Origin of the sequence: Halobacillus sp. B29 (assembly GCF_052246755.1) — a bacterium.
Taxonomy (GTDB): Bacteria; Bacillota; Bacilli; order Bacillales; family Halobacillaceae; genus Halobacillus; species Halobacillus halophilus.
The window spans coordinates 139819-166193 of record NZ_JBQQCM010000010.1 but is presented as its reverse complement, the minus strand read 5'-3'; the positions used below and the strand labels follow the sequence as shown (position 1 = coordinate 166193).

Sequence of the window (26375 nt, the reverse complement as noted above, 5' to 3'; positions counted from 1 at the left end):
AGAGCACTTGACCCCCTTACCAGGAAAACCTGAATGAAGACCTTAAAAAAGAAGCGTTAATGCTTCTCTTCTTAAAGATGGTCAAAAGTGTGAGGGGTTGACAGTTTCGTTCATATCAGGAGGCTCAGCACATGCCCGCGGAAAGCGAATCATCCCCCGCAGGACCTTTCTTCTCATAAAATATCTCGAAACTGAGTCTTCAACTATACGGCCCTATACTTTAATAAATCTCTTGTAAAAGTCAACTTAACAGACTCTTCTTAACACCACGTCTTCTTTAGACCATGCAAAAGTCATTCCTAGGCGGCAATAAAAAACCCAGCTCCGGTTGAAAAAACCGGAGCTGGGTTTTGTCAATCAGGCGTGATAGTCTTCATATCTAGGCTGTGGAGAACTCAAAGCCAAAATTCCAGCCGTTACTGGGAAGGCAATCGTTAACAGAATGACTTCCTGGTAACCTCCAAGCCAGTCGTAAAAAATACCAAATGGAAGCGGCCCTAAAGCAGATCCGATAACCATGACGGTCTGTGCGAGTCCTTTAATACTCCCCAAATGTTCACGGCCAAAGTAGTTCGGCCAGACTATATTCAGAACGATACGTTCAAACCCATTCACAAATCCCCACAGTATACCAAAAGCTACAGCGAGCCACCAAGTATCTGTAAATAGTAGAAGCAGCAAAGTAAAAATATGACCAAAGAAAGTGATAGCCAATATGTAATGTACTTGGAAGCGGTCCACTAAGTATCCAGTCAGGAATGTAACTGGGAACCCGATAATCGCCATTAAAGTCAACACCATCGCAGCGACTCCCGTATCAAGACCTCTTAAGCCCATAATGGATACAATATGAAAGGTAATAGCTGTATTTACAAGAGCCGGTACGATTACACAAAAAAGTATAAACCAGAAAGCTTTCGTAGCCATAGCTTCTTTTAAGGTCCAGCTTTTTTCATTAACTTCTATATTTGGATTCGGATCGTCATCGTCTTTAACAGGCTTTGGAGTTCCATCCGGTACTTCTCCAACCAATTTAGGCTGATTGCGGACAAAAAAGAATGCTACGGGCACAAATACAATCAATAATAGGGCGCCCCATATTCCCCATGCTGTTCTCCACCCTGCTGTTTCAATCATCCAAGTATTTAAAGGCGGCATTAAGGCTGAGCTCGCGAATCCGCCAATCGCCATCACACTAAGCGCGCGGCCTCTCTTTCGAATAAACCATTGAGGAACCAGGGTGTTGGGAATTAAAGTCATCGAACCCTGCCCAAATAAACGAATCATAAAAAAGCCGAAAAACATCATAATCGGACCTAACAGGAAGGCGTTCCAAAACAACGCCAAGGATAAGAAAATTCCTACCGCCACCATCATCGTTCGCTGACCAAATCGATCAACCAGCCTCCCCATCATGAATAAGGCAAACCCGGCACACAAGGTTGCGCCTGAATATATACCTGAAACGAGAGAACGTGAATACTCAAATTCCTCAATATAGTAATCTATGAAAATAGAAACCGAATAGGTTTGACCCGGCCCTGAAAAAAACACACTGAGCCCCGCAACCGCAACGATGATCCACCCATAATAAAATGAAGTTTGAAGGGGTGCTTTTGTATTTTTGTCTTTCGTCATTTAACTGCACCCTTTCTCTAAAATCAGTCCAAAAAATCTAATACCGTATCGAAGAGCTCGTCCTTATCATCTCCATGACAGATTAAATGCTTGGAATTTTTAAGGAAGACCAGCTCTTTTTCTTCCGCCGGAATTTCTTCATCGAGGAATTCCGCCGTTTTCTTCGGAACCATTCCATCCAGTTCACCCTGAATGATCAGCACTGGACACCTAACCTGCTTTAAGTAAGGTCTGGTGAACTGCACGCATTTCATAAATTCGATTGTGGAGAACAAATAGGTTTGCTGTAATTTCCTCTGGTATCTTGTGAATAGTTCATTGGAAGCAAGCGCTCCCTTCCAGGCATCTGCAAACATTTCATAAATGTCTTTGTACATTTGCGGCAGGCTCACATATTTCCCTGCAGCCGAGAGTAATACAAGACGGTTAATTCTATACTTAGCTGTTAAATAAGCAGCAATCATCCCTCCCATAGAGAACCCGATTATGACAATGGTATCGTTTCTCTTCAACAAGTCTAATAATGCAAGCTCCGCTGTGGCAATCCATTCCTGGTAGTAGTGCCCCTGGAGATCCAATTCTTCCCCATGACCGGGCAAAGTTGGGTTGGAAATCTCCCAGGTAGTTCGTCCACTTAAAAAATCTGCAAGGGGCTGAACTTCCTCAGGACTTCCCGTATAGCCATGAATACATAAACAACCAATGCTCATTATCCGCGCCTCCACTATTATTTCGCTATGCGAAATATTATATCACACGACTTGATCCATAAGAAAAAACACGCGCCCGCAAAGAGGAGCGCGTTTATTTGAAGCCTTTTACAAACGTGCCGAGGCCTTTGACGATCGGTGAAACCTGCTGAACCGTTTTCACTACCTGACCCGTGGTCGACATCATTTTATCAAAATCCAGCTGCCCATCCTCATTTTGAAAATAATTCATAACGCCCTTTGGAATCGACCCTGCTTGGAAGGAAGATGTTTCAGGATTTCCATTTTCAGTATATCCTGTGTAGCCGTAACTATACGGAAAAGGATTTTGAGGTACATACGCATTTTGGTTATAACCATTATTATACCAGCCGTTTACATTCCCCTGGTTTTGGTATGCACCCTGATAAAAAGCAGGATCATAAGGATAAACAGTTGATTGACGGGACCAGTCATACCATTGTTGATAATAGGGATACATGGATGTTCCACCTTCTTGACGTGTTTACTTCAGCCTATGTTGGAAAGCTGAAAAAGTGTAAAAAAAGCAAGTGATCCATGAGAATCACTTGCAGAATTATGAATAATTCATCATATCAGAATTTACAAAACGTTCAGTGGACTGAATTCCCAGCGCTCGTTTTAACTTTCTTTCCTGAAAGCCCAAGATTTTCTCCTGATTTACAAATGTTGCTGGCGTTCCATATATCTTCATATTTTGAAGTTCTTTAAAGTGATCACGGTTAGTGGATACATTGCGCTCTTCATAATCAATTTCCCATTCTGAGAGTTTGGCTACCACCTGGTCGCATTTTGCACAGTTCCTGCTCGTGTACACCACAACTTGCTGGTCACTCATAGCTATCCCTCCTCATTACCTTTGCGTCTCTCTTTATTACTTTTTCGTTACCCTTTTATTACAGTTTCAAAACCACCTATTATGATAGAATGTACCTATAAATATGTAAAGGGGAGAACATACTTCCCCCTTTAATGGTTACTAATAAGCCAGTGTCTCTTCAAATTGAACGAACATGCTGACGAAATCAAAACTCTTTTGTTTAGATAAAATTACGGTGAATAAGTATACAGGCGTCACAACTCATCTAGTCTTAAAGATTCCCGCATCTTTTTTCGATAAACGACAACAGGCGTTGAAGAAGGAAAACCTGACTCAGCTGACGAATGGATAAAATAACCACTTAATAGGAGATGATTGATTTGGCGAACACCTATGTGTGTACAGGGTTTCCAGGGTACCTGGCATCCAACATCGTAGAAGAGCTGTTTTTCGAAGGGTATCCAGTAGACAAAGTTTACTTAATCCACTTACCTGAAATGGAAGGATTAGCTGAACAAAGGGTGGCAGAATTAGCAAAGGAAATTTACGTAGACAGGCAGAAAATCGAGCTTGTGCCAGGAGATATTACGAAACCAGAATTGGGACTTGATCCTTCTTTACGTGCAAAACTTGAAAGAGAGACTACTCATTTCTTCCATCTTGCTGCACTCTATGATTTGGCTGTTTCTCTTACAAAAGCGTGGCGTGTGAATGTACAGGGAACACGTGAGGTAAACCAATGGCTTCGCGGTTTCCTAAAGTTACAAAGGTATCTTTATTTTAGTTCAGCCTATGTCTCAGGAAAACGGGAAGGGACAATATACGAAGACGAGCTCACTCATCAAGAAGGTTTCAAGAATCATTATGAATATACAAAATATGAAGCTGAAAAGCTCGTCGCATCAGAAAACGAGCATCTCCCTCTAACCATCATCCGGCCAGGGATTGTCGTGGGGCATTCAAGAACGGGAGAAACACTCAAATTTGACGGACCCTACTTTGTATTAAACATGCTGGATCGTTTCCGTACACTGCCGGTCATCCCTCAATTTGGAAAGGGAGAGGCAAAGGTTAATTTAGTACCTCAGGATTATGTAATTAAAGCCAGTATTTATTTGGTGCATATTCAGAAAAGCAAAGGAAAAACGTATCATTTAACGGACCCCGATCCTTACACGGCTCGAGAAATTTATCAATTATTTTCCGATACCTATCTTGATCGCCGTCCTAAGCTTAATCTTCCAGGAACGGTGGCCAACCAAGGATTACAAATTCGTTCGATTAGAAAGAAACTTGGCATTCAGAAAGAAGCGATGGACTATTTCCTTACCCAAAGTGAATATGACTCGACTGAAGATCAGAATGACTTACAGGGGTCTTCCATTACCTGCCCAGACTTAACGTCTTATGTGCAGACACTTATCGATTATTACGGCCGTCATAAACACGACCAGCGAAAACACACGTCCCTGCTTTAAAGAATCATCCCAATTTTCAAGCTGTAAAAAAAGCCTTGAGCGTCTACGCTCAAGGCTTTTTCATTTCACATTCCAACTTTCTTACCAGTCATCTTAGACCTATGCTTTATTCTTCCATCCACTGTTCATAAAGCTCCTCAATCTTTTCATTCAACTGATCCTTTTCCACCTGAAGGTTCATTAATTCCTCTACATTACTCTCTTCTGCCATTTGAGTTTCAAGCAGTGTTACTTCTTTCTCTAAATCTGCTATGGACTCTTCGACTGAAAATTTCTGTCTGGTTTCAGGTGGTTGGTTTCTTGGCTTCTCTGCCTTTGAAGAAGATTCTTTTCGAACATGTTTCATCTGCTGCTGAGCCAAGAGCTCCATCCAGTGCTTCCTGGTTTCATCATACGAACCTATATATCTGTAGATTTTCCCGCCTGAAAGATAAGCTGTATCTGAAAAGCATTGATTTAAGAAATACCGGTCATGAGACACTCCTAGTACGGTACCTTCGAATTTTTTAAGTGCCTCTTCAAGTACTTCCTGAGACTCGATATCCAAATGGTTGGTTGGCTCATCCAATATTAATACATTAATCCCTTCATGCATAAATACCGCAAGTTTCAGCCGCATTTGTTCTCCGCCGCTTAAATGCCGAATCTTTTGAAAAACATCATACCCGTAGAACATAAAAGCGGCGAGCATGTGACGAGCTTCTCCCTCCGTCACTCTGATCGAATTTCGAAAATAATCAATCATCCTCTGATCACGATCCGCTCCCATTAATGGGTTTTGAGGCAAGTATCCTATCCTGATCGACGGTCCTGTTTTGATTGATCCTTCTTCAGGTTCTTCCTGTCCGAGTAATAAGCGCAGTAAAGTGGACTTCCCGCTTCCATTCGTTCCCACCAGAGCTAATCGATCCCGATTTCTTAAATGAAGATGAACACCATTCAAAATCGTCCGAGCCCCATAAGATTTTTTGACGTCCTCAGCCACAAGTATATCCTTACCGGTTCTTCCCTCTGCATGGAGAGCAAGGTTCATCTTTTTGGGATCAACCACCGGTTTATCCATTTTTTCCATCCGCTCCAGGGCTTTCTCCATACTCTTTGCCTTTTTAAATAATTTAGGGTTTGGTGGATTAGCTTCATTAGCCCATTGTCTAAGGCGGCGGATCGCTTCTTTCATTTTTTTAATTTTTTTCTGCTGTTCCTGATACTGGTGAAATTCAGCCAGCAGCTTCTCTTCTTTTTGCTTCTCAAAAGAAGTATAGTTTCCTTTATAAGTTTGAATGTCTCCAGATTCTAAATCCATAATATCGGTAACCGTGTGATTAAGAAAAGAACGGTCATGGGAAATCATACACACAGAACCGTCATACTGCTGCAAGTATTCCTCAAGCCATTCAATGGCCTGTAAATCCAAGTGGTTCGTTGGTTCGTCCAACAGTAACACATCTGGCTTTTCCAGTAGGATTCGCGCCAATCCAAGCTTTGTTTTTTCACCGCCGCTCAACTGGGAGAAGGGCTGGTCCAGGAGATCTTTAACTTTCAGACCATTAGCCACTTGGTTGATGGATGATTCGATTTCATAACCGCCTGCCTGAGTAAATCGTTCTTGAATTTCTCCGTATTCCCTAAGGGATCGTTCCATCTGTTCAGGATCCAGCATCTTCTCTTCCAGCTTCTGCATATCATTCTTCATTTGCAGCAAGTCTCCAAAAGCCGCTTCCAAGTAAGCTTTACCAGATGAATCCCACTCTTCAGGAATTTGCTTTAAATACCCAACCGATAAGTTTTTACGGATAAACACATTGCCGCCGTCAATAGCTTCCTCTTTAGTAATTAAGCGGAATAAAGTAGATTTACCGCTTCCATTACGGCCGACTAGCCCAACTCTCTGCCCTTCATTCAATTCAAAATTAAGGCATTCAAACAGAACTCGGCCACCTACGATTTTATAAATATCTTTCAATGTAATAAGCATTCTATTTTCCTCCTAAAGACAAAAAAAGCCAGAGGTCCCGTACCCTCTGACTTCATTGCGCATTGGTATAATCAGATATGAGACGTTACATGTTATTCACTATTCACCTGTAAAAATGGACACACGTGTCCCGTTGACAGCTGAATTGTGAATAATTGCACGGCGGACATAGTTCAATTGATAGTCAAGCACATGCATTTGTAACATCGTCATACCCTCCTTTGCCTTTAGAATTAAGTTATAGTATAAACTATTTTCAGAAAATTCTCTAGTCCTGATTTCCTTCTGTGTTTTTTCCAAGCTTTTTCAACAGTTCAATCGCTTGTACTTTTTCTTCTTCCGTTAACCCTCCGGTAATCCGTTCAATTTGCTTCCAATGATCCGGGAAGATGTCGTTCAAAAACTCCCTGCCTTTTTCTGTAATAGAAGCAAACGTAATCCGCCGGTCGTTCGGGCATGGAATCCGTTCTAAATATTCCTTCTTTTCCAGCTTGTCTACGACATACGTAATACTGCCACTGGCCAAAAGGATCTTCTCCCCAATTTTCTGTAGTGGCTGTTCTCCTTCATGATACAGCAGTTCCAGTACTCCAAATTCTGTGGGGTTTAATCCATAACGCTGGATATCATCTTTGACCAGGTCAGCTACGGATCGCTGCGCCTTCGTTAAAACAACAAATAATTTCAACGAGGGATCTTGTTTTTTCTTGTAGTATGACTCTTGTTCGCTCATAAACCTTCGCCCTTTCGTCCTTTTCTATAGATAAAGATAGTATAAGTTTAACAAAATCAGCATGTCAAACCACCATGAATTTTGTATTTAACTATACCCTTTTTTGTGAATTTCTAAAAATATGGCATAATGAAAGGGGTTAGACGCATAGAAAGCGGTGACAAATCGTGGTTAAAAATACAGGAGAACGTGTCATTCCCGAATACTCAGACCCTATGAATAATCTTCTGCTCGAACATGCAGCAAGGTACCAGTTTTCATTATCTTACATGCAAGGTCGAGTTTTAGATTTATCGTGCGGCGCGGGATACGGTACTCATATGATTGCTAAGCAATGCAAACATGTAATTGATGAAGTGATAGGAGTCGATATCGACCAGGAAATTATCCGTTACGCGAAAGGTACCTATTACCATCCGAAATCCAGCTTTGAAATACACGATGCCATCGACCCTCATTTATCCTCTCACCTTGGAACGTTCGATGTGATTGTCAGTTTTGAAACATATGAACATATTAAAGAAGAAGAAAAACTTTTGCATAACTATTACCAATTACTTAATCCAGGTGGAAAACTCATCATCTCCACCCCCTTTGGCAAAGGCCGCGGAAAAGAATGCGGTTCCCCTTTTCATGTCCATCAGATTACTCCTCAGGAATTCCGAAATTTATTTACCAATTATGCTAAGCAGGAGTTTTTCTATCAAAATGGCGTGCTAATTGAGCCGCCCAGAGAGGATGTTTATTACCCTCTTGGTCTCGCAGTATGTGAGAAATAAAAAGCCCCGGCCTTCTCCTTAGTGGAGCAGCCGGGGCTTTTGTAGTTGTTTTTGCTTATTTTTCAGAAAAGGCATGCAGAGCATTTGGACCGCCGCTCAAGAATTTAAAGTGATCAGGAAGCACTTCCAGTTCAGCCGGGGTCTCTCCTTTAATTTCGCCGTCCATATCGACTTCCTGCGAAGAATCGACTTCAATTTTCACCTGTTTACCCTGAAGGTGATGCAATTCTTGAAAACGCTCCTCATTCGCCCATGGACGTTTCATTGTCATCAGTTCTTTAAATAATTTCAAATTGGAATTTTTAACTACTAGAACATCAAGGAGACCGTCCTGTAAGTCAATGGAAGGGACAGGAACACGGCGAGTTCCGATGAATTGTCCGTTCATCACGAGAATCATGATGGCTTCACCTTCTAATTTTTCTCCATCCACCGTCACCGTAAATTCGAAAGGAGTAGCTTCATTCATCGTTTTTAAGGCACTCATGAAATAGCTCAGTACGCCGAAACGGTTTTTACTATCTTCATCAATGTTAAACGAGGCTTGAGTTACTAATCCAATTCCCCAGAAATTAATAAAGTAATAATTATTGGTCTTTCCAGCATCTAACGTCAGTTCTTCCCCTTTAATAATTGCACGTGCCGCTTGCTGCATATTCTGGGGAGTATCCAGTACACGACTGAAATCATTACACGTCCCTCCAGGGAGAACTCCTATCACAGGACGTCTTTCCAGGTCAGCCATGCTGTTAATTCCTTCATGAACAGTTCCATCGCCTCCCAGAATAAAGAGGACGTCCACTTCCGGTCCATAGTTTCTGCAGGCTTCCTTGAACTCATCAAGCGAATCCGTCTGGAGTACTTTTAGCTCCTTCACTTCCTGAGTCAAAATCGGTATCGTTTGTGAAAGGTTTGTTTCGAGTACATTGCTATCTTCATTTCCATTGTATATAAATAATCCGGTTTCATATCGTGCCATAAATGAGAACCTCCCTTTCTATAAACCCTACAGGTATGATTTACTAATTTATCACATTTAAAACCACGCCATGTTTCTCCAATTCTTTCACAAAAGCATACGGTTCATCGACCGTTATGTACATTCGGTTAATTTTCCGCTTCAACCCCAAGTATAAATGAGCTTCCAATGACTGCGATAATTCAAGAACATATTGAGGCTGCGCAGGCTCTAATCCAGCAAGTGTCCTATCTAAAGCCGCCTTATCGCTAGAGCATTCTTTTGCAGTGTGGACGCAGGGTCTCATTTGTTTTATTATTTCTAATGGAATGGAAATATGGAAACGAAGCCCCTTTTGCAGATTTAGAGATCGGTTCCCTACATGTACAGGAGCTTTTCTAATCGCCTGAAAATCCCCGATTAAAAAAGTAAAGCATAGACGTCGAGAATAGTGGCAATCCAGGCTGCTGAATGACTGAATTGCATGAGCAGGACATGGACCGCAATAATTTCAATAACCATAGCATGAATAAGCATAAGGAAAACCCCAAAGTATTCACTGTTCTTATGGTAACTGAAGCTGCATTCTTTTGGAGGATAACGATCCAAATGAGGAAATAATGCATAGCGGACCGCCGATAATCTGTGGCAAGAAATCCGCTGAGTCGTTGAAAATGAACACGCTATTTATAGGGGGCGAAAGTAATACGGTTCGCTCCAAACATCCTCCCTAAAACAAACGGGTAATTCACCTGAGCATCTTTGAAGCTTCTTTTCCATTTGGGGAAGGTCTTTAAGAAAAAAAAGATGGTAAATTCTATCCCTACCAATACAACCTCCACCACAATCACTGATTAGTTCAAGGACACAAGACTACCCTTTGCATAAGTAGGAACAAGCCAATGAACGATAAAAAGTTCAAGCATCAACATAGGCACTAAAATAGATACTGCCGGCTTTCTTCTCAAAATAAAAAGAAATACAACTCCAGGAATGACTGCCATCACGTCAACAATTGTTCCCCATACAAGGAAGGCATTCACTCGCCCCGTTATTTCTACTTTCTGTACTAGGAAGTTTGAAGATAAAATGAGGATAATAAAACCGCAACTGAAGTACAGAGACTTCTTATGGCTTAGCGAAATTTCCACACCCTTGTCCCCCTCAACTAAACTAACCCCTCTTCCTTTATTTTACTACAGGTATAGTAGGAGTACTACTCTACCTCCCCAGCTCGGTGCGGCTCCGCAGTTAGTTTTGTATAAGCAATTCTGCCTGCTGATCAGCTGCTTCATAGCTCCTGTTCTTTACTATTTATCTTGCAGTGAGAAAGCGGACAAGTTCCATATCAGGAAGTGTCTCGTCTACCGGCAGTCTATTAACGTCTCAACCCTTCCTGGTCCCTTTAAACTGAGCCAGATCATAACTTTTACCACCTTGAAACTTTCTTAAAGGGTTCATATAAAAAACAAAAAGACTGTCGAGTCTTTCTCGACAGTCTGAGGAGGAGTAGTGCTGCCCCTCCATTTTGAATGTGTAATTTGCGGCTGCAATTTTATTACAATCCTACATAGCCTCTTTAATTCCTTTCTTCACAAGCCATCGGTTAGCTGGATAGCTTGTAAGGAATCCAAGAATCATAGCAATCTGCATCATAAACCAATAACTTACGTCGGTAGGTTTAGGAGGCTCTGTGAATAATACAAAATGAACAATAGCCATCCATCCGAACATTCCGATTTCAAAAGCGAGCAAAGAAAGTGTATCCGCCTTTATTGCCTCTTTTATAGCACTTGTAGCTCCGGCTTTTTTGTTCATAGGATAAATAGCGAAGAATTGAAATATAATACCGAAGATATAAGCAAGAATGAATTCTACAATATAATGAGCGAATAATACAGACCCTGCTATCGCTATGCCCGTGAGAGCTACAAATGGAACTCCGACCGCATCACCCAAGGTACAGCCTGCTGAGCAGTGACTGGTAGATGTAAATACTTGAGCTCCACTGCCTCGGTTGTCTTCCCGATCTATATCTTTCGCTTTGATACGTCCCAATTTAAAATAAGTCCAAATAGCTATCGGACCAAGAAACCATCCATTGATTGGCCAGACTACATTCATGATGGCCATCTGCTGCGGGTAACGTGTCACATCCACAATAATGACCAGTGAAGAAACCAACCCGATTGCGAGCGCTATAATTGAAATAATGGTTAAAGTATCCATCTCAGTTCCTCCTTTATAAAATCCATTACCCCCCTTCCCTATTTCCATAAACATTTCTCCCGAAAACATTTAGCTTACTAAATATAATTACATGGATTATAAAAAATCTTCACACTACCCCTATTTCTGATAAGTCTACATAAAACAGTTTAATAACCTACTTTTTCATTGAATAAACACCGTATATTCATGATCATTAAAGCAGCCCCAATCAAATATATTTACTTCATAAATACATTAAACTATACTAATATTTATTAGGAGGCTAAACAAATGAAACAAGACTTCAGCAACTCTTTAGGATACAACATCCATATGGTCTCGCACTTTATGCAAAATGTTTATAATGAAAAACTCGGCGAGTACGATCTTACTCATTCTCAAGCGAGAGTGATCTATTTCCTGGCCACTTGCGGTCAACAATCACAGACTGCTTTACAAAAGAAACTATATATTAAAGCTTCCTCCATGAATGGAGTCATTGAATCCTTGCTTAAACACGGAAGAATTGAGAAAAAAACAAGTCCGAATGACAAACGCTCTAATTTAATCACATTAACGAACCAAGGACGCGAACTGCATAGCACTATTCAGGAAATTATTCGAAAGATTGAAATTCAGGCAACAGAAGGGCTTTCTGAGGAAGAACAGAAAATCATGGTTACGTGGCTTAAAAAAGTCCAGAAGAATATGAAGCCCTCTGTAGAAAGGAGTGACCAACATTGAAAGAACAGAGTCAGCGTTTAGGTACTCAGCCAATACCAAAGCTTCTTGCTAACTTGTCCATCCCCGCTATGATCGGCATGTTTGTTATGGCTTTATACAATGTTGTCGATACCCTGTTCATTGCAAGAGGAGTCGGGATTCTTGGGGTATCTGGCGTGAGTATTGGTTTTCCGGTCATGATGATTATGATGGCAGTCGCAGCCGCTGTAGGAATCGGGGGAGCCTCCGTTATTTCAAGAAGACTCGGGGAGAGCAAGCCGGAAGAAGCTAACCAAGTATTTGGAAATGTGTTATTTACCATACTCATTATCAGCGTGTTTGGTTTTATTAGTGCTTTCACTATTATGGAACCGCTGCTAAAACTTTTTGGAGCTACAGAAAACATCCTGCCATACGCAAAGGATTACCTGTTTCCCATTCTGCTGGGCACATTATTCTTTTCCTTTGCTTTTACAACCAATAACATTATAAGATCCGAAGGTAACTCACGCTTTGCCATGATCACCATGATCATACCTGCTGTGTTAAATATTATTCTTGATCCTATTTTTATTTTCGGACTGGACATGGGTGTTAAAGGGGCTTCGGTCGCTACTGTAATCTCACAGGGGACGGTAAGTGTGGTTGTACTTTACTATTTCCTTAGCGGTAAATCATCTTTAAAGATTAAAGTCCCTTTTTTACGTCCTCACCTGAAAGTACTTAAAGAAGTTATCACTATCGGAATGCCCGCTTTCATTCGTCAGGTATCTGGGAGCGGAATGATGATTGCCATCAACTTTATGCTTATTAAATTTGGAGGGGAATTTGAGGTAGGTGTGTTCGGCATCGTCCAGAAGCTTGCCATGTTTACGATTATGCCGATGATTGGTGTCCTGCAGGGCATGCAGCCTATTATTGGATATAATTACGGTGCCAACAACTATGATCGATTAAAAGAGACCATTCTTCTCGGTATGAAAATTGTGACCATAATATCGTTTGGGATCTTTGCCATTATGATGATCTTCCCAGAAGCACTCATGCATATCTTTACCGGAGATACCTCTACCATTGAAACAGGGGCTTATGCGATACGAATTATGTTCGCCCTCGCTATGCTAATTGGTGTTCAAGTCGTCAGCGGCGGTCTTTATCAGGCGCTTGGGATGGCGAAACCTGCGATGATTTTGTCCATGGCCCGCCAGGTTTTATTCTTAATCCCGCTCGTCTTAATTCTTCCGTATTTCTTTGGAGTTTCCGGTGTATGGCTTGCCTTTCCATTAGCTGATCTGCTGGCTTTTCTACTTTCTATTATCTTTCTATATAAGGATAGGGATTTGTTTTTTAAATCAAAGAATGAGACGCCTCCTTATGAAACGGCCCCGACATCCTTGTAAATGAAAACACGACGTCCTTGGACGTCGTGTTTTTTATTAAGGCTCTATTAATGTTTATTTTTGATTTTTCATTAGAGGCTTATTACGCAAAAGAGCCGGTTACTGTAAGACTCAGTTTCGAGATAATTCGGGCCGTTACGATATGTGGAGAAGGGCTGGTGGGGAAATAACTCGCTTTCCTATGGGGGAACGGTGAGCTTCCTCGCTCGTTTCACTCCCTGCGGGATCTCACCTAGTCCCTTCTCCCATGGGAGTCTCGTCATTTCCCCTCCAACCCAGCCGAGTGAGAATAACGGACGCTTTTATAAGAGAGAATCTTCTCCTTTTTAATCGGTTCTAAATGCTTTTATGACAGGCTATCTCACATCGTTATAACATGAAAATAGCCTCATGATCACATGCTTTTTTCTCATTAACCAGTCGATGTCTTAAATGGTTTCGATTTTCTAATTTGGCCAGGTCCGTAGGGGGGAGGGTGAAGACTCCTATTTTAAAAGCGGATGCACCTTGCTCAGCGGCGTATGGACTGGACTGAGCTGGCGGAGATATAGAAAACACGAAGAGCGGAGCGATTCGATGTTGCCTTATCGTACAGAAGTGAGGGAAGTCTCACTAGCCGCTAGGTGCTGGAGCTGGAGAGCACTACATGTCGTTTAGGTCATGATTGACGTTTGCAACTTCCTAAAGGGTAAGAGCGGGATGAACATGATCGGTGAGACCCCGGAAGGCGAAGCCTGAGGAGACTCAGCACATGCCCGCGGAAAGCGAAATCGTCCCCCGGAGGACCTTCCACTCAACAAATATCTCGTAATCAAGTCTTCAACAAACGGGAGCTTTAACTTAAAATCAATATGGAAGTTTACTCAGGGCTTTTATTAAAATTCTAATCATTTCCCAACGGATTTATCATACTAGCTCCCGATTGCATACTAACACTGAGTTTAATATGGGTCGTTCGACGTTGGATGCTGCAGGGCTAAAGCGAATCGTCCCACGAAGAACCTTCACCGTAAATCTCTATTTCAAAATGAATGCTTCCAGCTTACGTTCCGATAATTTAATAGTCCGCTTATGAAAAATTAAACAATAACTTCTACTAAAATCATAATCAAGCCTTCCTTTAGATTAAGAGAAATAGTAAATTGTTATTTTTTCCAATGATTCCAATTATCATATAGCAAGGTGTGACAAATTCAGTTAAAATAAATACAGAATAGACAAAAAAAGATAAAGGATGGACCGAATGACTTATTCAGTAAACTTAATGAAACTGTTTATTCGCCGCGAAGACCATTTATTCAAATTGAGGGAAGCGGAACGAATTAAAAACGTTTGGAAACTATTATTCTTATTACTAGGTTTAACCATTTTTACCTATGTTTGGACATCCTGGATGGGTCTTGGGACTGATCCTCTATCAGATGAGATGACCACTTTAAACAGAGTGGAATATGAATTTCGAAAAGCCTGGTTCTTGATCGGTCGTGTAGCATTTGGAATTCTGTTATATGTATTCATCTTATTCATTTCTTCTTTCTTTTTCTGGTTGTTTAATCATGTTTCTTATAAGAAGCTTTTGATTATCCAAATGAATGTCCTTTTGATCATGCTTCTTGAGCGTATACTATGGATCCCGCTAATGATTTATTTCGGACTTGACTGGTATGTTTCACCTTTTTCATTTGGAATTATCACTTCCTACATAACCAATATAGATTGGATTATTTATTTACTTGGCTCTATTTCCATTTTTCAATTGTTTATCATTTGGTACCAGGTGACTTGCATCTCGAGCATCTCCCCTACTCGAAAAAGGTGGATATGGACAGGTGTGGTTTTTTGGCACTTGCTTTTGTGGACCGGAACAGCAGCTCTATCCAACTATGACCTGTTTTTACACTATTTACTCAGGTAAGAAAGCAGAAGGTGTGAACGTATATGAAAAATAAAAGATATAGTAAAAGAATCCTAGGTTTCTTAATAATTGCATTCATAGCAGCCAATGCTCTGCTTATTTACTTTGACGAAGAGGGCCATGTGGAACGCAAGTCCTATATTAAGGAATGGTCTGAGTCAACTACATCGGACTTGCAGAACACCTTGTCTTCTGAAGGGGTTTTTGCATCTGCTAAAACCACTCCTGTTTACTTCAACCAGGATTCTGGCGCTTTTCATGAATTCATTGCAAAAGAAGGTCAGACCGTAGACGAAGGCGATGACTTATATTCTTATGAAGTAGAAGACTATACCGGAAAGGAAGCGCAGCTTGAAAATAAACAAACCCGTTTAGAACAGGAAATAGCGGCTCTAGAAAATTACATACAAGAGCTCGAGGACTACACAGTACCTGAGCCTGAAAATGATTTGAGCGAACCAGAACAGAACGACCCGAACACGGAAAATAATACAAATTTCGGAAACCTCACCCCAGACAGTCCTGCCAATGGAGAAACTAGTAATAGAGACATGGAAACGTCCTATGCAGAAACAGAGTTTCTAAAAAAAGAAAAAATTGCTGAACAAGAAACTGCCCTGGCTCAAAAAGAAGCCATGGCTGCCATGGTGGAAAGTCAACTTAACCAACTGCGTGAGAATGGAGAGGTCATTACGGTGAGCAGTCCGTTCTCAGGGACTGTCACGGATACTTCAAATGATTTGGACGAACCCATAATAACCCTTGCATCAACAGTTCTGAACCTTAAAGGAGATTTAAAGGAAGAACACCGTCCTGAGGTAAAACCAGAAATGCCGGTAACGATGTACGTTCCTGAACTGAATATGGAGCTTAATGGATCTCTTGCAGCCATTCAGGATCATCCAGAAGAGGTTGAAATCAACGAAAGCAGCAGGTATCCATATGAAGTCGCGGTGGATGAAGTAGATGATAAGGTATTACCGGGTTATCATGCAGAAGTAGAGATTATTACAAAGCAAGTTGACGGGGTCGTTACCACTCTTGAGGATGGCCTTATAAGCGAGAAGAAATCCTACGTGTGGACGATGAATGAAGATGGAAAGATCGACCGCCACGAAGTAGAAACAGGGCTTAAAGAAAATAACCTGGTAGAAATACAAAAAGGCTTAGAAGCTGGAGAGTGGGTAGCCTATCAGCCAAAAGACGAGTTTAGAAGGAATTCCACCTTTTTTACTCCTCTCAAGTCTCAGGACTTGGATGTTTCACAAATATGGCATTCAGATCAGGAGAGTATTATGAATTATGGATTGCTAGGTTTGCTAGCTCGTTAATTTAATCAGGTGAGCACCCTTATTCCTTAAAGGAAAGGGTGCTTTTTAATGATGGATGATGATCCTATCCATTGCATATTGAATCGCTGCATGGCACGATATACATGATAATTTAAAGTAAAGGTGGACCTATAGATGAAACTAAGTGTATTAGATCAATCCCCCATTTTATCCGGGATGACTTCTCAAGATGCACTAAAGCAAACAACAAAACTGGCAGAATGGACAGACCGATTAGGTTTCCACCGTTTCTGGGTAGCTGAACACCACAGTACGGAAAGCCTGGCAGGGTCCTCACCCGCTATTTTAGCTGCCCACTTAGCAGCTCGTACCGAACGTATACGCATAGGGACAGGCGGTGTGCTCCTTCCTCATTATAGCGCCTATAAAGTTGCTGAATCCTTTCGTGTGCTGGAAACCTTACACCCGAACAGAATTGACCTTGGAGTAGGACGTGCCCCGGGCGGCATGCCAAACGTAAACTTAGCTCTAAACCGGGGCAGCTCCCCTGATATTGAAGGGTACCCGGCTCAAATAGAAGAATTGATGGCATACTTGCATGGGCAGGATCCCCAAGGAATGAACGTCTATGCTACTCCTAAAGGAGAAACCTCTCCTCCAATCTGGATGCTCGGGTCCAGTGGGACAAGCGCCCGGCTGGCTGCAGATTTAGGCGCTTCATATTCTTTTGCCCATTTTATTAATGGCCATGGAGGGACAAGAGTCGTAGATCGTTACAAAAAATACTTTTCCCCTTCCATGCAGCAAAGCGCTCCGGACGCGAATGTCTCGATTTTCGTCGTATGTGCAGAGACAGATGAACATGCCGAGTATTTAGCTTCCAGTCTCGATCTCGCTTTATTACAGATTGAGCAGGGTGCGAGAAGATCTGGTTTCCCTACACCTGACGAGGCCCTGCAACATTCTTTTACTTTTTTTGAGCAGGAAAGAATACAAGATAATCGCAGCCGAATGATTGTCGGTTCTCCTGACCGAGTAAAGCAAGAGATTGAGGAGTTGGCAGAGAACTATCAAGTTAACGAAATTATTATTAATACGATCGTTTCTCCTTTTGAGGAACGACTCCGCTCTTACGAACTTTTAGCTGAAGCTTTTCAACTTCATAAAAAGTGAATGTAAACACAGGAACTTGTATCTCATATCAAGTTCTTGTGTTTTTTACTTTCTCTCTTTTCTTTCCTGTTTTGGTTTTTCGTATTTTAACCCTCCCTGTAAAGTGTTTTAACTTTATGAAGGAGAAAACCTACGTCCTGATGAAGACGGAGGTTTCATTATGTAGCTAGCGCTTAGGACGACCCGCCGACCTCGTTAAGGACAACAAATCTTCATCTAAATTCATCACTTTTTGCTCAACCATCTGACGTGCATCTTGAATCCCTCTGTTATATAAGAAGGGACCCAGCTCTTCGATCATTAATTGTAGCAGCTGGTCAGCTGCCAGATCACCGATCTCCTCGCCTCTTTCAAGTTCAAAATACTCCTGCACTTTGGCAATCACGTAGTCTTTCTCTTCCTTTTTTAAAGATGGAAGCATTCGAATCAGTCCCCTTTCTAATTGGTTCTGTTAATACTTTCGTATTAATTTAAAGGTAAAGCTCCCATTACTGGAAGACTCAGTTTCGAGATAAATATGTCCTTTACGTTAGATGGACAAGGGCTGGTGGGGAACTAACTCGTCTTGTTCCATCAACCAGACACTCGAGACATAAGCCGTTCGTGTCTATCGGGGTGATTCCACATTTGAACACTTTCCTATGGCCTTACACGACGTGGGGTCGATCGCCCCTGCGTCGTGCAGGGCCGCGGAAAGCGAATCATCCCCCGCAGGACCTTTCTTCTCCTAAAAAATCTCGAAGCTGAGTCTTCAACTAAACGATCCTATTGCGTAATAAGCCTCTCGTTAAATGTCAACCATATCATTTAACAAATCCTCCTAATTAAAGCTTACCATACCCTTTAATGAAAATAAGCAGTAGAGAACGTTTGTATATTACGGTTTTCAGAAGTCAAACTATCTCCTACTATACTATTTCTTCATTCCGAGGGCGCAGACGGTATCATTCGGAAATGTCGGCTTAATAAATACCTCAATTTGATTAAACCCTGATTCTTCTAGCAGTGCGCGAAGCTGTCCTCCCATAACTTCAGTCGTCTCATCACTAGTCCCACGGCCGTGTGGGGAAAGGGTTAAGGCTATTCTTCCTCCAGGCCGCAATAAGGAATGCAGATGATTTAACGTCTTTACAGGCGTCTCCCAAAATGAAATGTTGTTAATGGAATAGATTTTATCAAGGGGCTGATAAAAGTCTTCCAACATTTGAGCCTCCCCCTGCATCATACATATCTGTTCAGCTGCCTTCTCCTTTTTCAACCTGCGAAGTGCTGTTTCCACCATTGACTCCGACGGGTCAATTCCGTATAAGGTAATTCCCTCTTTCCCCGCTATCTTTTTCAGAGCATCCGCTGGACCGAATCCCACTTCCAATACCTTGTCATTCTTTTGGATATCCAGGAAAGACAGCGTCCACTCATTTCTTCTCTCATTTTCCTTAACCATAAACCATCCGGTTATTTTACCAATCGAGCCTTCCGGTTTTGCAAACTGTTTATAAAGCATTCTATTTCACCTCTTATCATATTCTCTTCTCTCTTTTCCCTCCCTTCCGCTATCCTATGCGCTATCTATAAGTTATTTAGTTTCCTTAAGATGGATTTGTTTGTATGATAGATTACAGAAACCTTTTATAAAATAATGTAGGGTGTAGGAGATAAGGGGGATTCCAATGAGAAAAAGATGGCTTCTATTCAGTATCATTCTAACTGCGCTATTAGCCGCATGCGGAAATACATCATCAGACGAAACTGCATTATCTGAAGTGACAGAAAATCCCTGGTCAGATATAGAAAGTGCTGCAGATGGTACAACCGTGCGCTTGTTTATGTGGGGCGGCGATGAAGGCATCAACCAGTACATTGATGAATGGGCCGCACCTCGTCTAGAAGAAAATTATAATATTGAGCTGGAGCGCGTTCCTATGGATACGGGTGAAATCCTGCAAAAGCTGCAAACCGAAAAGCAGGCTGGTAAGTCGGAAGGGACCATTGATATCATTTGGCTGAACGGTGAAAATTTTAAAAATGCTAAAGAAAACGATCTACTTGCAGGCTCTTTCGTAAATGAACTTCCTAACTTTCAAGAATATTACGATACCGATGATCCTGCTTTTCAGACGGACTTCGGTACATCGACCGATGGAATGGAAGCTCCGTGGGGGAAAGTACAGTTTGTTTTTCATTACGACCAATCCAAACTCGAAACCCCTCCTTCATCATTTGAAGAGCTGAAAAGCTGGCTCGAGCAAAACCCTGGTAAATTCACCTATCCAAACGCGGAAGACTTTACAGGAAACGCTTTTCTGCGACATGTATTATACGCGAAAGCTGAGAACCCTTCTGCGATTTATGAACAATCTCTAGATGAAGAAAGGATAGCAGCAACAGCTGACCAAACCTGGCGTTATTTAGAAGAGATGGAGTCCGACCTATGGAGGAAGGGTGAGCACTATCCGAACACCTTAACTGAGCTGGACCGATTATACAGCCAGGGGGAAGTATGGATGACGATGGGGTACAACGAAGCTCGTGCAGAATCACTTATAGAGGAAGGAGTCTTTCCCGAAACCACCCGATCCTTCATTATGGAGCCCGGTTCTATCGGAAATACACACTTCCTTTCAATTCCCTTTAACAGCCCTGAACCTGAAGGAGCTCTAACCGTTATCAATTTCATGCTTTCTCCAGAAGCACAGTTGGCTAAGTTACAGCCGGATTATTGGGGAGAGAATACTCCCATCAGTCTGGGTAAGCTATCCGAAAATATGCGCGAAAAATTTGAATCCGTAGAACGAGGGAAGAGCGTACCAAGCCAGGAAAAGCTTGAGGAAAGCTTCCTTCCAGAATCAGAAGCGAGTTATGTAGAATGGATTAAGGATCAGTGGTTTAATGAAGTTGTTCAGCAATAAATCCGTCTATCTGTTAATACCGGCCTTTTTGTTTCTTATTCTTCCTTTATATGGTTTTTTTGCGGCCATTGTTCAGAGTTTGTCGGGAGGAGCCGGATGGACGTTTGAATATTACAGTAATTTATTGGAATCCAGCCGCTTCCTTTCTTCCATTTGGTTCAGTATCCGAACAACCTTGATCGCAACGATTATATCCTTAATCATCGGAGTCCTAATCACCCGGTCCTTTTATCCCTACTTGGAACATCACGTCCCACGTCTACTCGTGTGGCTTCCGATGCTGTTCCCTCACTTTGTTTGGGGCTACATGATTATCCTTCTGCTATCAGAAACCGGGCTTGCTGCCCAATTACTTGTAGAAGCAGGAGTGATCCCGGACAGCAGCGCATTCCCCATATGGACGAGGGATCCGCAAGGGATTGGTATTATCGTTACGTATGTATGGAAGGAAGTCCCTTTTGTGATTCTTATGCTCCTGCCAGTTTACGGCTCCATTAAACCAGAATACTACGACCTAGTGAAAACCCTTGGCGGGAGTAAGTACAGACATTTCACAGCAATCGAATGGCCTGCTATTTTCCCAGTATTAATCGAAACTGCATTGATTGTTTTCTCTTTTACAATTTCTGCCTATGAAGTTCCAGCTTTAATGGGAACGACCTTTCCAGAGATGATATCTGTACTCAGCTATGAATGGTTTTATGGAAGCGGATGGGAAGATCGTCCCATGTCTTTTGCGGCGATGGTCAGTCTGAGTCTACTCATTCTTGCTTTTTCCGCTGCTGGGTTCTCTATCCTTCAGAAAAAGCGCTGGCGAGCTATGAGAGGACGATCTGTATGAATCTAAAGAAACTTACCTTTTTTATATTAGCTCTCTTATTATTTATAATGCCTGTCCTACTGCTTCTTTTACAGAGTATCAGTTCTCCCTGGCGTTTCCAGTCTGGAGAATCGTTTCATTTTCAACTGGAAAGTTTTCAGGTGCTATGGTCAGCAGCTAACCTTCTTGAAGCTACTCTCTGGTCGATTGTTGTCGGAGCCGGGGTTCTTATTCTGAATATAGCAGTGGGAATCGCTGCAGGAAAAGCGCTGTCTACACTTTCCTTTAAAGGAAAACCGCTTCTGGAAGCCTTCTTTCTGTCTCCTGTTTTAATTCCTGTGCTTGCGGTTGCTATGGGGCTTCACTTGTTCATGATTCAAGCAGGGTTGGCTGATACAGTCTTCGGCGTAATTCTTATCCACCTGGTTCCTACCATTCCATACAGCATACGTATTTTTCACAATTCGTACGCTCAACTTGGGAATCGTATGCTGGAACAACCCATCGTTCTTGGAGCCGCACCACTGCAGCAATTGTTCACTATAGAACTTCCTTTAATGAAACCTGCAATTCGCAGTGTCACATTTTTAACAATCGTTATCAGTTTAAGTCAATATGCGATTACATCTATTATCGGAGGTGGCAGGATCGTTACCCTGCCCATGATTTTCTTTCCATTCCTTGATACAGCTAATACATCGGTAATGGCTGCTTTTGCTGTCTGGTTTGCTATGATTCCACTTGCTATGTACATCATTGTAGAAGGTTTAATTCTCCTTCTTCCCTATTCTAGAAAGCCCTGGAGGAATACAAGATGAGCCACACATTGGACGTTCAGCATCTCAGTAAACAATTTAATCAAGATTTCATCCTGTCTGACCTAGCCTTTCAACTAAAAAAAGGAGAAATTCTAAGCATAGTAGGACCATCAGGAAGTGGAAAGACAACGTTGCTGCGCATACTGGCTGGTTTGGAATCTCCATCTCAAGGGAGCATTCATATGTATGGGAAAGAGATCACTTTTCAAAAAGCTAATCGACGAGACATCAGCCTTGTCTTTCAACAGCCTTTGTTATTTCCGCATATGACTGTTCAGGAAAATATCGCTTATGGAGCAAAGCTGGCGGGCAAAAAGAATAACAACAAAATTTCTGAATTGCTTAAATCAACTGGGTTAGATCGCTTCAAAAATTACTTCCCATCTGAAATTTCCGGGGGCCAGCAGCAACGGGTGGCTTTAGCCCGAGCTATGGCCACAGAGCCGGAAATCATTTTATTTGATGAACCTTTCAGCAGTCTTGATCCTAAGCTGCGTCATCAGATCAGATATTGGGTGAGAGACTTTTTAGTTGATCAATCCATAACAGGAGTCTTCGTAACTCACGATACCGAGGAAGCGATGATTATGGGGGACCGGCTAGCGCTCTTTCATGAAGGAACGTTCCAGCAAATTGACAAGGCCGAAGTGATTCATAAGCACCCTGCTAATTCATTTGTTGCCGATTTTTTAGGAGGTCATTTGATCATTGATGAACAACACTATGTTCCACTAAAGGAATGCTCTCTCGATCCTTTTAATGAACAAGACGTACGCTCCTATGATGGGATCCTGCAGCACATTACCTTCCAGAACGGTCAGGCGGTCGGTCATATATTTTTAGAGGGCTTGGATCATAAGGTTTCTCTTCCTCTCAAGGAACATGTATCCAGTGAAGAAGTCATTCTATACATTAAAGAATCGAGTATCCGAACGTTTGGAGGCTCATACTTATGAAGTGGAAAAGCCTCATACGGGCCCTCGTGTTTGTCATCGTATTTCTTGTTATTGCCTGGTTTATACGGCAGCAATTTGATGTTACAGCGGATAGTATTCGCAGCTTCATCCTGTCTTTCGGTTTTTATGGACCGCTTCTGTTTATGGGTTTATACGCGATAGGTCCGATTGTGGTGTTTCCAACATCCATTCTCTCGCTAGCTGCTGCTTTTGCGTATGGTTTATGGCCAGGTATGTTATATATTGTGATAGGAGCTACTGCGGCTGGTATTACTGGTTACGTAATGGGACGGTTCTTTGGAGATTCGGTTTTGAAATTCCAAGAATCCAAATGGTCTGAAAAGATATATTACCGAATGAAGGAACGGGGTTTCTTGTATGTGTTCGTTTTAAGGCTCATCCCTATTGTAGGATTTGACATCTTAAGTTACTTGGCAGGCGTTACCCGCGTAAAGCTGCGATCCTTTATCATTGCTACCATTTTCGGCATGCTTCCTGGAACGTTTGCTTACAGCTTAGTTGGTACTAGTCTCGCGAGTGGAGACCGCCAATTGATTTTCATCGCCTTGACTGTATTTGCTCTGATCTTTGCCCTGACTTTTCTATTCCGGAATAAAGTGAGAAGCTGGCTGAAAATATAGTAAATAAGCGTCTCCTTTATGGAGGCGCTTATTTATATTTAGCCATAAAATCTCTGTCTATTTTATTTTTTAACTTCCAAGCCTGCCGGCTGTGATGACTCAGCGGACCATAGACCATAAATCCTTGCTGTTTTCCTGTTGATAAGATATAGAGGGCATTTTTTTGAGGATCATACTCCTGGAGCGGTTGACCAGACAAGAATTGGCTTAAATTGTTCCATAACACGGGGCCTTGTTTAACAGCATAGACACCGCTTTTCTGAAGGTCAGGATACGCAGCCAAGGTTACGCAGTCGCCTGATCCAAAAATATAATCATACTCTTGAAACTGCAGGGTGTCCCTAACCAGTGCAAATCCTTTCTCATCTACTTCGACTCCAGACCGTTTAAAGATAGGCTCGGCTGAAGCTCCGCCCAGCCAAAGGACACTAGTATGCCGAATCTTATTTCCGGAGTTCGTTACAATGTAATGATCATGAATCTCCTCTACACTTTCATCCTCCCACACTTGCACCCCTTTTTTAATAAGTAATGATTTAAGCCGGGTGGAAACTATTTTGGGAAATCCATTCATGACCTTCTCAGCAGTTACCAGCTTAACTTGTCCCGGAATTTGGTTTTTCTCTTTATAAGTTTGGATCGAAAGAGCAAGTTCCGTTCCCGCAGCTCCTCCCCCTACAATTAAAGGATGAGTTGTATTACGAATTTCTTCAATTTGAGAAATGAATTCATAATTAGGCTTGATGGTGCGTGCCACCGTATGTTCAAAAGCCTTGGGTAAACTTTGGGAGCCAATATCAAAACTAACAACATCAAACGGATAGACGGAACCATCATGGCAAATTACTTTTTTCTGTTTAGGTCGCAAACTGACCACGGTTTTTTCAATGAAATGAATACGTGCTTCTCTCGTAGTCTTTTCCAATGAAACTCGTGTATCTTCAAGTGAGTACAGCCCTTCTGTGAATCCGGAAAACATTCCAGAGTAATATTGATACCTCGAGGAAGAAATGAGACACACTTCAACATTTACCCATGCTTCGCTTTTCAGCCTTCGGATCACCTCTAGATGAGCATGTCCTGCTCCTACTAATAACAATCGTTTTGACAATATAGGTTCCCCCCTTTATACAAAACGTCCACATGGAATGGACCATGTGGACGTTTACTTTAGAGACTTGTCTGCAAAAACTCTTCTACTTCTTCAGGGGTTTTTGCGTTCGCACTATGCAAATGCGCTATTTTTTCACCTTGTTTAAAAATCAATAAACTTGGAATACCCATAACCTCATACTTATCTGCAACTTCAGGAATTTCATCACGATTAACGTCGTACCAACGATACTGATTATATTCCTCTAAAACTTCTCCGATAAACATATCCATTCGACGGCAGTCCGGGCACCAGTCTGCCTGGAACTTAATAATAACCGGTTGCTCACTCTCAATTGTTTCGTTAAATTTCTCAATCGTATGAATTGATTCCATGTTCATCATGCTCCTTTTAAACAGATTCTTATCCATATGATAATCGGTAAGAATGCTTTTGTCTTATGATTTGCTTATTTATATTCCACACGGCCCAGAAGCCATGCAACCACAAGACCTCCAATGAACGCCAGGGCACTTACCAACCATAATGCTGCGCTTCCCGGTACACCAGGGAAAATAACAAATACTGACCCAATAACTAAACCAATGATTAGGGCAAAGGTCCCTGAAGTATAATTCTCCAAAAAGAATTTAACAATCTTACTCATAACGACAATACCAAATAGAATTCCTAATCCGACCACTGCTATAATATCAAATTTCAAATCTGATACTCCACCGACTACTGTAGAGTAAACCCCAATAATCAGCAGTATGAAAGACCCGCTGATCCCTGGCAGGATCATGGCACTGCTCGCAATCCAGCCCGAAAAGAACAGAAGAATATAAGTGGAAAACGTTAAGTTCTGCATAGGTTCCGTTTCATTCGTCTGAAAAAATGCCATTGAAGCCACGAGTACTGCGCCAATGAGTAAAATGAGATAATGGTTCGCTTTAAATTTATGCTTCACATCCGCTTTATGTGTTAAGTAAGGAAGCACCCCTATAATCAATCCCAGGAAAAAAAACTGAGTGGGACCAGGGTAATGTTCAAACAACCACTCTATTAATCTTGCCAACAGCAGAATAGACGTAACAACCCCTATTCCTAACGGCAGTAAGAATTTAAGATGTTTTTTCCATTCCTTTGTAAAGAAACCATTGATCGCTTCAATTAGACGATCATAGATACCGAGGACTACCGCAATTGTACCACCGCTCACGCCCGGGACAACGTCACTTGCTCCCATAAGCATACCACGGTAAATATTTCTCCATTCCCACATGTTCAATACTCCTTTTTAATCAATTCC

General features: G+C 41.8%; 28 protein-coding genes. 12 read left to right on the top strand and 16 right to left on the bottom strand.

Annotated features, from left to right (window positions below; genetic code table 11):
• Window positions 1–357 precede the first annotated feature (357 nt).
• From ACTWP7_RS14065 to ACTWP7_RS14050, 4 genes are all read right to left on the bottom strand, one after another.
• Window positions 358–1638, bottom strand: a complete 1281-nt coding sequence (locus tag ACTWP7_RS14065; protein ID WP_443123739.1) for an MFS transporter — start codon at window positions 1636–1638, stop codon at window positions 358–360.
• Window positions 1639–1661: 23 nt separating this feature from the next.
• A complete protein-coding gene (locus ACTWP7_RS14060) occupies window positions 1662–2348 on the bottom strand; it encodes an alpha/beta hydrolase (RefSeq protein WP_443123738.1) in 687 nt (228 codons plus the stop codon).
• A 94-nt stretch (window positions 2349–2442) separates the two neighbouring features.
• Window positions 2443–2829, bottom strand: coding sequence for a YppG family protein (locus ACTWP7_RS14055; protein WP_443123737.1), 387 nt, complete (start codon window positions 2827–2829; stop codon window positions 2443–2445).
• A 96-nt stretch (window positions 2830–2925) separates the two neighbouring features.
• Window positions 2926–3207 carry a glutaredoxin family protein gene (locus ACTWP7_RS14050; RefSeq protein ID WP_443123736.1) on the bottom strand — a complete coding sequence of 94 codons (282 nt, stop codon included), beginning with the start codon at window positions 3205–3207 and terminating at the stop codon, window positions 2926–2928.
• A 362-nt stretch (window positions 3208–3569) separates the two neighbouring features.
• On the opposite strand from ACTWP7_RS14050, the gene ACTWP7_RS14045 reads away from it, so the two are divergent.
• On the top strand, window positions 3570–4667 hold the full coding sequence (locus ACTWP7_RS14045; RefSeq protein ID WP_443123735.1) for an SDR family oxidoreductase: 1098 nt from the start codon (window positions 3570–3572) through the stop codon (window positions 4665–4667).
• A 106-nt stretch (window positions 4668–4773) separates the two neighbouring features.
• Here ACTWP7_RS14045 and abc-f read toward each other — a convergent pair whose 3' ends face one another.
• The 3 genes from abc-f to ACTWP7_RS14030 all read right to left on the bottom strand — a co-directional run bounded on the left by abc-f (window position 4774) and on the right by ACTWP7_RS14030 (window position 7375).
• Window positions 4774–6642, bottom strand: a complete 1869-nt coding sequence (gene abc-f / locus ACTWP7_RS14040) for a ribosomal protection-like ABC-F family protein (protein ID WP_443123734.1) — start codon at window positions 6640–6642, stop codon at window positions 4774–4776.
• A gap of 99 nt (window positions 6643–6741) precedes the next feature.
• Window positions 6742–6849, bottom strand: a complete 108-nt coding sequence (locus tag ACTWP7_RS14035; protein ID WP_443123733.1) for an RAxF-45 family protein — start codon at window positions 6847–6849, stop codon at window positions 6742–6744.
• 61 nt (window positions 6850–6910) lie between these two features.
• Window positions 6911–7375 (bottom strand): MarR family winged helix-turn-helix transcriptional regulator, encoded by a 465-nt coding sequence (locus ACTWP7_RS14030; protein ID WP_443123732.1) that lies wholly within the window; start codon window positions 7373–7375, stop codon window positions 6911–6913.
• A gap of 167 nt (window positions 7376–7542) precedes the next feature.
• Between ACTWP7_RS14030 and ACTWP7_RS14025 the strand changes: the two genes are divergently transcribed.
• Complete coding sequence (locus tag ACTWP7_RS14025) at window positions 7543–8154, top strand: class I SAM-dependent methyltransferase (protein ID WP_443123731.1); 612 nt, start codon at window positions 7543–7545, stop codon at window positions 8152–8154.
• A 55-nt stretch (window positions 8155–8209) separates the two neighbouring features.
• Here ACTWP7_RS14025 and ACTWP7_RS14020 read toward each other — a convergent pair whose 3' ends face one another.
• From ACTWP7_RS14020 to ACTWP7_RS14005, 4 genes are all read right to left on the bottom strand, one after another.
• Window positions 8210–9133, bottom strand: a complete 924-nt coding sequence (locus tag ACTWP7_RS14020; RefSeq protein ID WP_443123730.1) for a YegS/Rv2252/BmrU family lipid kinase — start codon at window positions 9131–9133, stop codon at window positions 8210–8212.
• Window positions 9134–9532: 399 nt separating this feature from the next.
• Window positions 9533–9721, bottom strand: coding sequence for a hypothetical protein (locus ACTWP7_RS14015; protein WP_443123729.1), 189 nt, complete (start codon window positions 9719–9721; stop codon window positions 9533–9535).
• A gap of 245 nt (window positions 9722–9966) precedes the next feature.
• Window positions 9967–10263, bottom strand: a complete 297-nt coding sequence (locus ACTWP7_RS14010) for a hypothetical protein (RefSeq protein ID WP_443123728.1) — start codon at window positions 10261–10263, stop codon at window positions 9967–9969.
• Window positions 10264–10678: 415 nt separating this feature from the next.
• The gene (locus tag ACTWP7_RS14005; RefSeq protein WP_443123727.1) at window positions 10679–11341 is read right to left on the bottom strand and encodes a DUF4396 domain-containing protein; all 663 of its coding nucleotides are present in this window, start codon (window positions 11339–11341) and stop codon (window positions 10679–10681) included.
• Window positions 11342–11614: 273 nt separating this feature from the next.
• Here ACTWP7_RS14005 and ACTWP7_RS14000 point away from each other — a divergent pair, with 273 nt between their 5' ends.
• From ACTWP7_RS14000 to ACTWP7_RS13980, 5 genes are all read left to right on the top strand, one after another.
• Window positions 11615–12067: a MarR family winged helix-turn-helix transcriptional regulator gene (locus ACTWP7_RS14000; RefSeq protein WP_443123726.1), complete on the top strand. Its 453-nt coding sequence runs from the start codon at window positions 11615–11617 to the stop codon at window positions 12065–12067.
• Window positions 12064–13446 carry an MATE family efflux transporter gene (locus ACTWP7_RS13995; RefSeq protein ID WP_443123725.1) on the top strand — a complete coding sequence of 461 codons (1383 nt, stop codon included), beginning with the start codon at window positions 12064–12066 and terminating at the stop codon, window positions 13444–13446. Before ACTWP7_RS14000 ends, ACTWP7_RS13995 begins: the two co-directional genes overlap by 4 nt.
• 1243 nt (window positions 13447–14689) lie before the next feature.
• The gene (locus tag ACTWP7_RS13990) at window positions 14690–15361 is read left to right on the top strand and encodes a hypothetical protein (RefSeq protein WP_443123724.1); all 672 of its coding nucleotides are present in this window, start codon (window positions 14690–14692) and stop codon (window positions 15359–15361) included.
• A gap of 23 nt (window positions 15362–15384) precedes the next feature.
• Window positions 15385–16692 carry an efflux RND transporter periplasmic adaptor subunit gene (locus ACTWP7_RS13985; protein WP_443123723.1) on the top strand — a complete coding sequence of 436 codons (1308 nt, stop codon included), beginning with the start codon at window positions 15385–15387 and terminating at the stop codon, window positions 16690–16692.
• A gap of 135 nt (window positions 16693–16827) precedes the next feature.
• Window positions 16828–17826 carry an LLM class flavin-dependent oxidoreductase gene (locus ACTWP7_RS13980; RefSeq protein ID WP_443123722.1) on the top strand — a complete coding sequence of 333 codons (999 nt, stop codon included), beginning with the start codon at window positions 16828–16830 and terminating at the stop codon, window positions 17824–17826.
• 166 nt (window positions 17827–17992) lie between these two features.
• Here the strand turns inward: ACTWP7_RS13980 and ACTWP7_RS13975 are convergent, their stop codons facing one another.
• Together ACTWP7_RS13975 and ACTWP7_RS13970 are read right to left on the bottom strand one after the other, a co-directional pair.
• A complete protein-coding gene (locus ACTWP7_RS13975) occupies window positions 17993–18247 on the bottom strand; it encodes a DUF2164 domain-containing protein (RefSeq protein WP_443123721.1) in 255 nt (84 codons plus the stop codon).
• 492 nt (window positions 18248–18739) lie between these two features.
• Entirely contained in the window at window positions 18740–19330 is a 591-nt protein-coding gene (locus ACTWP7_RS13970; protein ID WP_443123720.1) for a class I SAM-dependent methyltransferase, read from the bottom strand.
• Between the two features lie 166 nt (window positions 19331–19496).
• Between ACTWP7_RS13970 and ACTWP7_RS13965 the strand changes: the two genes are divergently transcribed.
• The 5 genes from ACTWP7_RS13965 to ACTWP7_RS13945 are packed head-to-tail and all read left to right on the top strand — an operon-like array spanning window position 19497 to window position 23970.
• The gene (locus ACTWP7_RS13965; RefSeq protein WP_443123719.1) at window positions 19497–20735 is read left to right on the top strand and encodes an ABC transporter substrate-binding protein; all 1239 of its coding nucleotides are present in this window, start codon (window positions 19497–19499) and stop codon (window positions 20733–20735) included.
• A complete protein-coding gene (locus ACTWP7_RS13960) occupies window positions 20716–21576 on the top strand; it encodes an ABC transporter permease (RefSeq protein WP_443123718.1) in 861 nt (286 codons plus the stop codon). Before ACTWP7_RS13965 ends, ACTWP7_RS13960 begins: the two co-directional genes overlap by 20 nt.
• Window positions 21573–22373 carry an ABC transporter permease gene (locus ACTWP7_RS13955; RefSeq protein ID WP_443123717.1) on the top strand — a complete coding sequence of 267 codons (801 nt, stop codon included), beginning with the start codon at window positions 21573–21575 and terminating at the stop codon, window positions 22371–22373. The genes ACTWP7_RS13960 and ACTWP7_RS13955 overlap by 4 nt, the downstream gene beginning before the upstream one ends.
• Window positions 22370–23329, top strand: coding sequence for an ABC transporter ATP-binding protein (locus tag ACTWP7_RS13950; protein ID WP_443123716.1), 960 nt, complete (start codon window positions 22370–22372; stop codon window positions 23327–23329). Before ACTWP7_RS13955 ends, ACTWP7_RS13950 begins: the two co-directional genes overlap by 4 nt.
• On the top strand, window positions 23326–23970 hold the full coding sequence (locus tag ACTWP7_RS13945) for a TVP38/TMEM64 family protein (RefSeq protein ID WP_443123715.1): 645 nt from the start codon (window positions 23326–23328) through the stop codon (window positions 23968–23970). The genes ACTWP7_RS13950 and ACTWP7_RS13945 overlap by 4 nt, the downstream gene beginning before the upstream one ends.
• A 28-nt stretch (window positions 23971–23998) precedes the next feature.
• Here the strand turns inward: ACTWP7_RS13945 and ACTWP7_RS13940 are convergent, their stop codons facing one another.
• Genes ACTWP7_RS13940 through ACTWP7_RS13930 form a run of 3 tightly spaced genes read right to left on the bottom strand, consistent with a single transcriptional unit; the run spans window position 23999 to window position 26348 of the window.
• A complete protein-coding gene (locus ACTWP7_RS13940; protein ID WP_443123714.1) occupies window positions 23999–25081 on the bottom strand; it encodes an FAD-dependent oxidoreductase in 1083 nt (360 codons plus the stop codon).
• 59 nt (window positions 25082–25140) lie between these two features.
• Window positions 25141–25494, bottom strand: a complete 354-nt coding sequence (locus ACTWP7_RS13935; protein WP_443123713.1) for a thioredoxin family protein — start codon at window positions 25492–25494, stop codon at window positions 25141–25143.
• A 38-nt stretch (window positions 25495–25532) separates the two neighbouring features.
• Window positions 25533–26348, bottom strand: coding sequence for a DUF368 domain-containing protein (locus ACTWP7_RS13930; RefSeq protein WP_014641635.1), 816 nt, complete (start codon window positions 26346–26348; stop codon window positions 25533–25535).
• Between the last annotated feature and the right edge of the window lie 27 nt (window positions 26349–26375).

Excerpts from the sequence above, each read along its gene's own strand:
- ACTWP7_RS13990 (WP_443123724.1), top strand. The coding sequence starts at position 14,690 with ATGACTTATTCAGTAAACTTAATGAAACTGTTTATTCGCCGCGAAGAC.
- ACTWP7_RS14005 (WP_443123727.1), bottom strand. The coding sequence starts at position 11,341 with ATGGATACTTTAACCATTATTTCAATTATAGCGCTCGCAATCGGGTTG.
- ACTWP7_RS13935 (WP_443123713.1), bottom strand. The coding sequence starts at position 25,494 with ATGGATAAGAATCTGTTTAAAAGGAGCATGATGAACATGGAATCAATT.
- ACTWP7_RS14050 (WP_443123736.1), bottom strand. The coding sequence starts at position 3,207 with ATGAGTGACCAGCAAGTTGTGGTGTACACGAGCAGGAACTGTGCAAAA.
- ACTWP7_RS14000 (WP_443123726.1), top strand. The coding sequence starts at position 11,615 with ATGAAACAAGACTTCAGCAACTCTTTAGGATACAACATCCATATGGTC.
- ACTWP7_RS14030 (WP_443123732.1), bottom strand. The coding sequence starts at position 7,375 with ATGAGCGAACAAGAGTCATACTACAAGAAAAAACAAGATCCCTCGTTG.
- ACTWP7_RS13945 (WP_443123715.1), top strand. The coding sequence starts at position 23,326 with ATGAAGTGGAAAAGCCTCATACGGGCCCTCGTGTTTGTCATCGTATTT.
- abc-f (WP_443123734.1), bottom strand. The coding sequence starts at position 6,642 with ATGCTTATTACATTGAAAGATATTTATAAAATCGTAGGTGGCCGAGTT.
- ACTWP7_RS13970 (WP_443123720.1), bottom strand. The coding sequence starts at position 19,330 with ATGCTTTATAAACAGTTTGCAAAACCGGAAGGCTCGATTGGTAAAATA.
- ACTWP7_RS13930 (WP_014641635.1), bottom strand. The coding sequence starts at position 26,348 with ATGTGGGAATGGAGAAATATTTACCGTGGTATGCTTATGGGAGCAAGT.
- ACTWP7_RS14020 (WP_443123730.1), bottom strand. The coding sequence starts at position 9,133 with ATGGCACGATATGAAACCGGATTATTTATATACAATGGAAATGAAGAT.
- ACTWP7_RS13960 (WP_443123718.1), top strand. The coding sequence starts at position 20,716 with ATGAAGTTGTTCAGCAATAAATCCGTCTATCTGTTAATACCGGCCTTT.
- ACTWP7_RS14055 (WP_443123737.1), bottom strand. The coding sequence starts at position 2,829 with ATGTATCCCTATTATCAACAATGGTATGACTGGTCCCGTCAATCAACT.
- ACTWP7_RS13980 (WP_443123722.1), top strand. The coding sequence starts at position 16,828 with ATGAAACTAAGTGTATTAGATCAATCCCCCATTTTATCCGGGATGACT.
- ACTWP7_RS13955 (WP_443123717.1), top strand. The coding sequence starts at position 21,573 with ATGAATCTAAAGAAACTTACCTTTTTTATATTAGCTCTCTTATTATTT.
- ACTWP7_RS14065 (WP_443123739.1), bottom strand. The coding sequence starts at position 1,638 with ATGACGAAAGACAAAAATACAAAAGCACCCCTTCAAACTTCATTTTAT.
- ACTWP7_RS13965 (WP_443123719.1), top strand. The coding sequence starts at position 19,497 with ATGAGAAAAAGATGGCTTCTATTCAGTATCATTCTAACTGCGCTATTA.
- ACTWP7_RS13975 (WP_443123721.1), bottom strand. The coding sequence starts at position 18,247 with ATGCTTCCATCTTTAAAAAAGGAAGAGAAAGACTACGTGATTGCCAAA.
- ACTWP7_RS14060 (WP_443123738.1), bottom strand. The coding sequence starts at position 2,348 with ATGAGCATTGGTTGTTTATGTATTCATGGCTATACGGGAAGTCCTGAG.
- ACTWP7_RS13985 (WP_443123723.1), top strand. The coding sequence starts at position 15,385 with ATGAAAAATAAAAGATATAGTAAAAGAATCCTAGGTTTCTTAATAATT.
- ACTWP7_RS13950 (WP_443123716.1), top strand. The coding sequence starts at position 22,370 with ATGAGCCACACATTGGACGTTCAGCATCTCAGTAAACAATTTAATCAA.
- ACTWP7_RS14035 (WP_443123733.1), bottom strand. The coding sequence starts at position 6,849 with ATGTTACAAATGCATGTGCTTGACTATCAATTGAACTATGTCCGCCGT.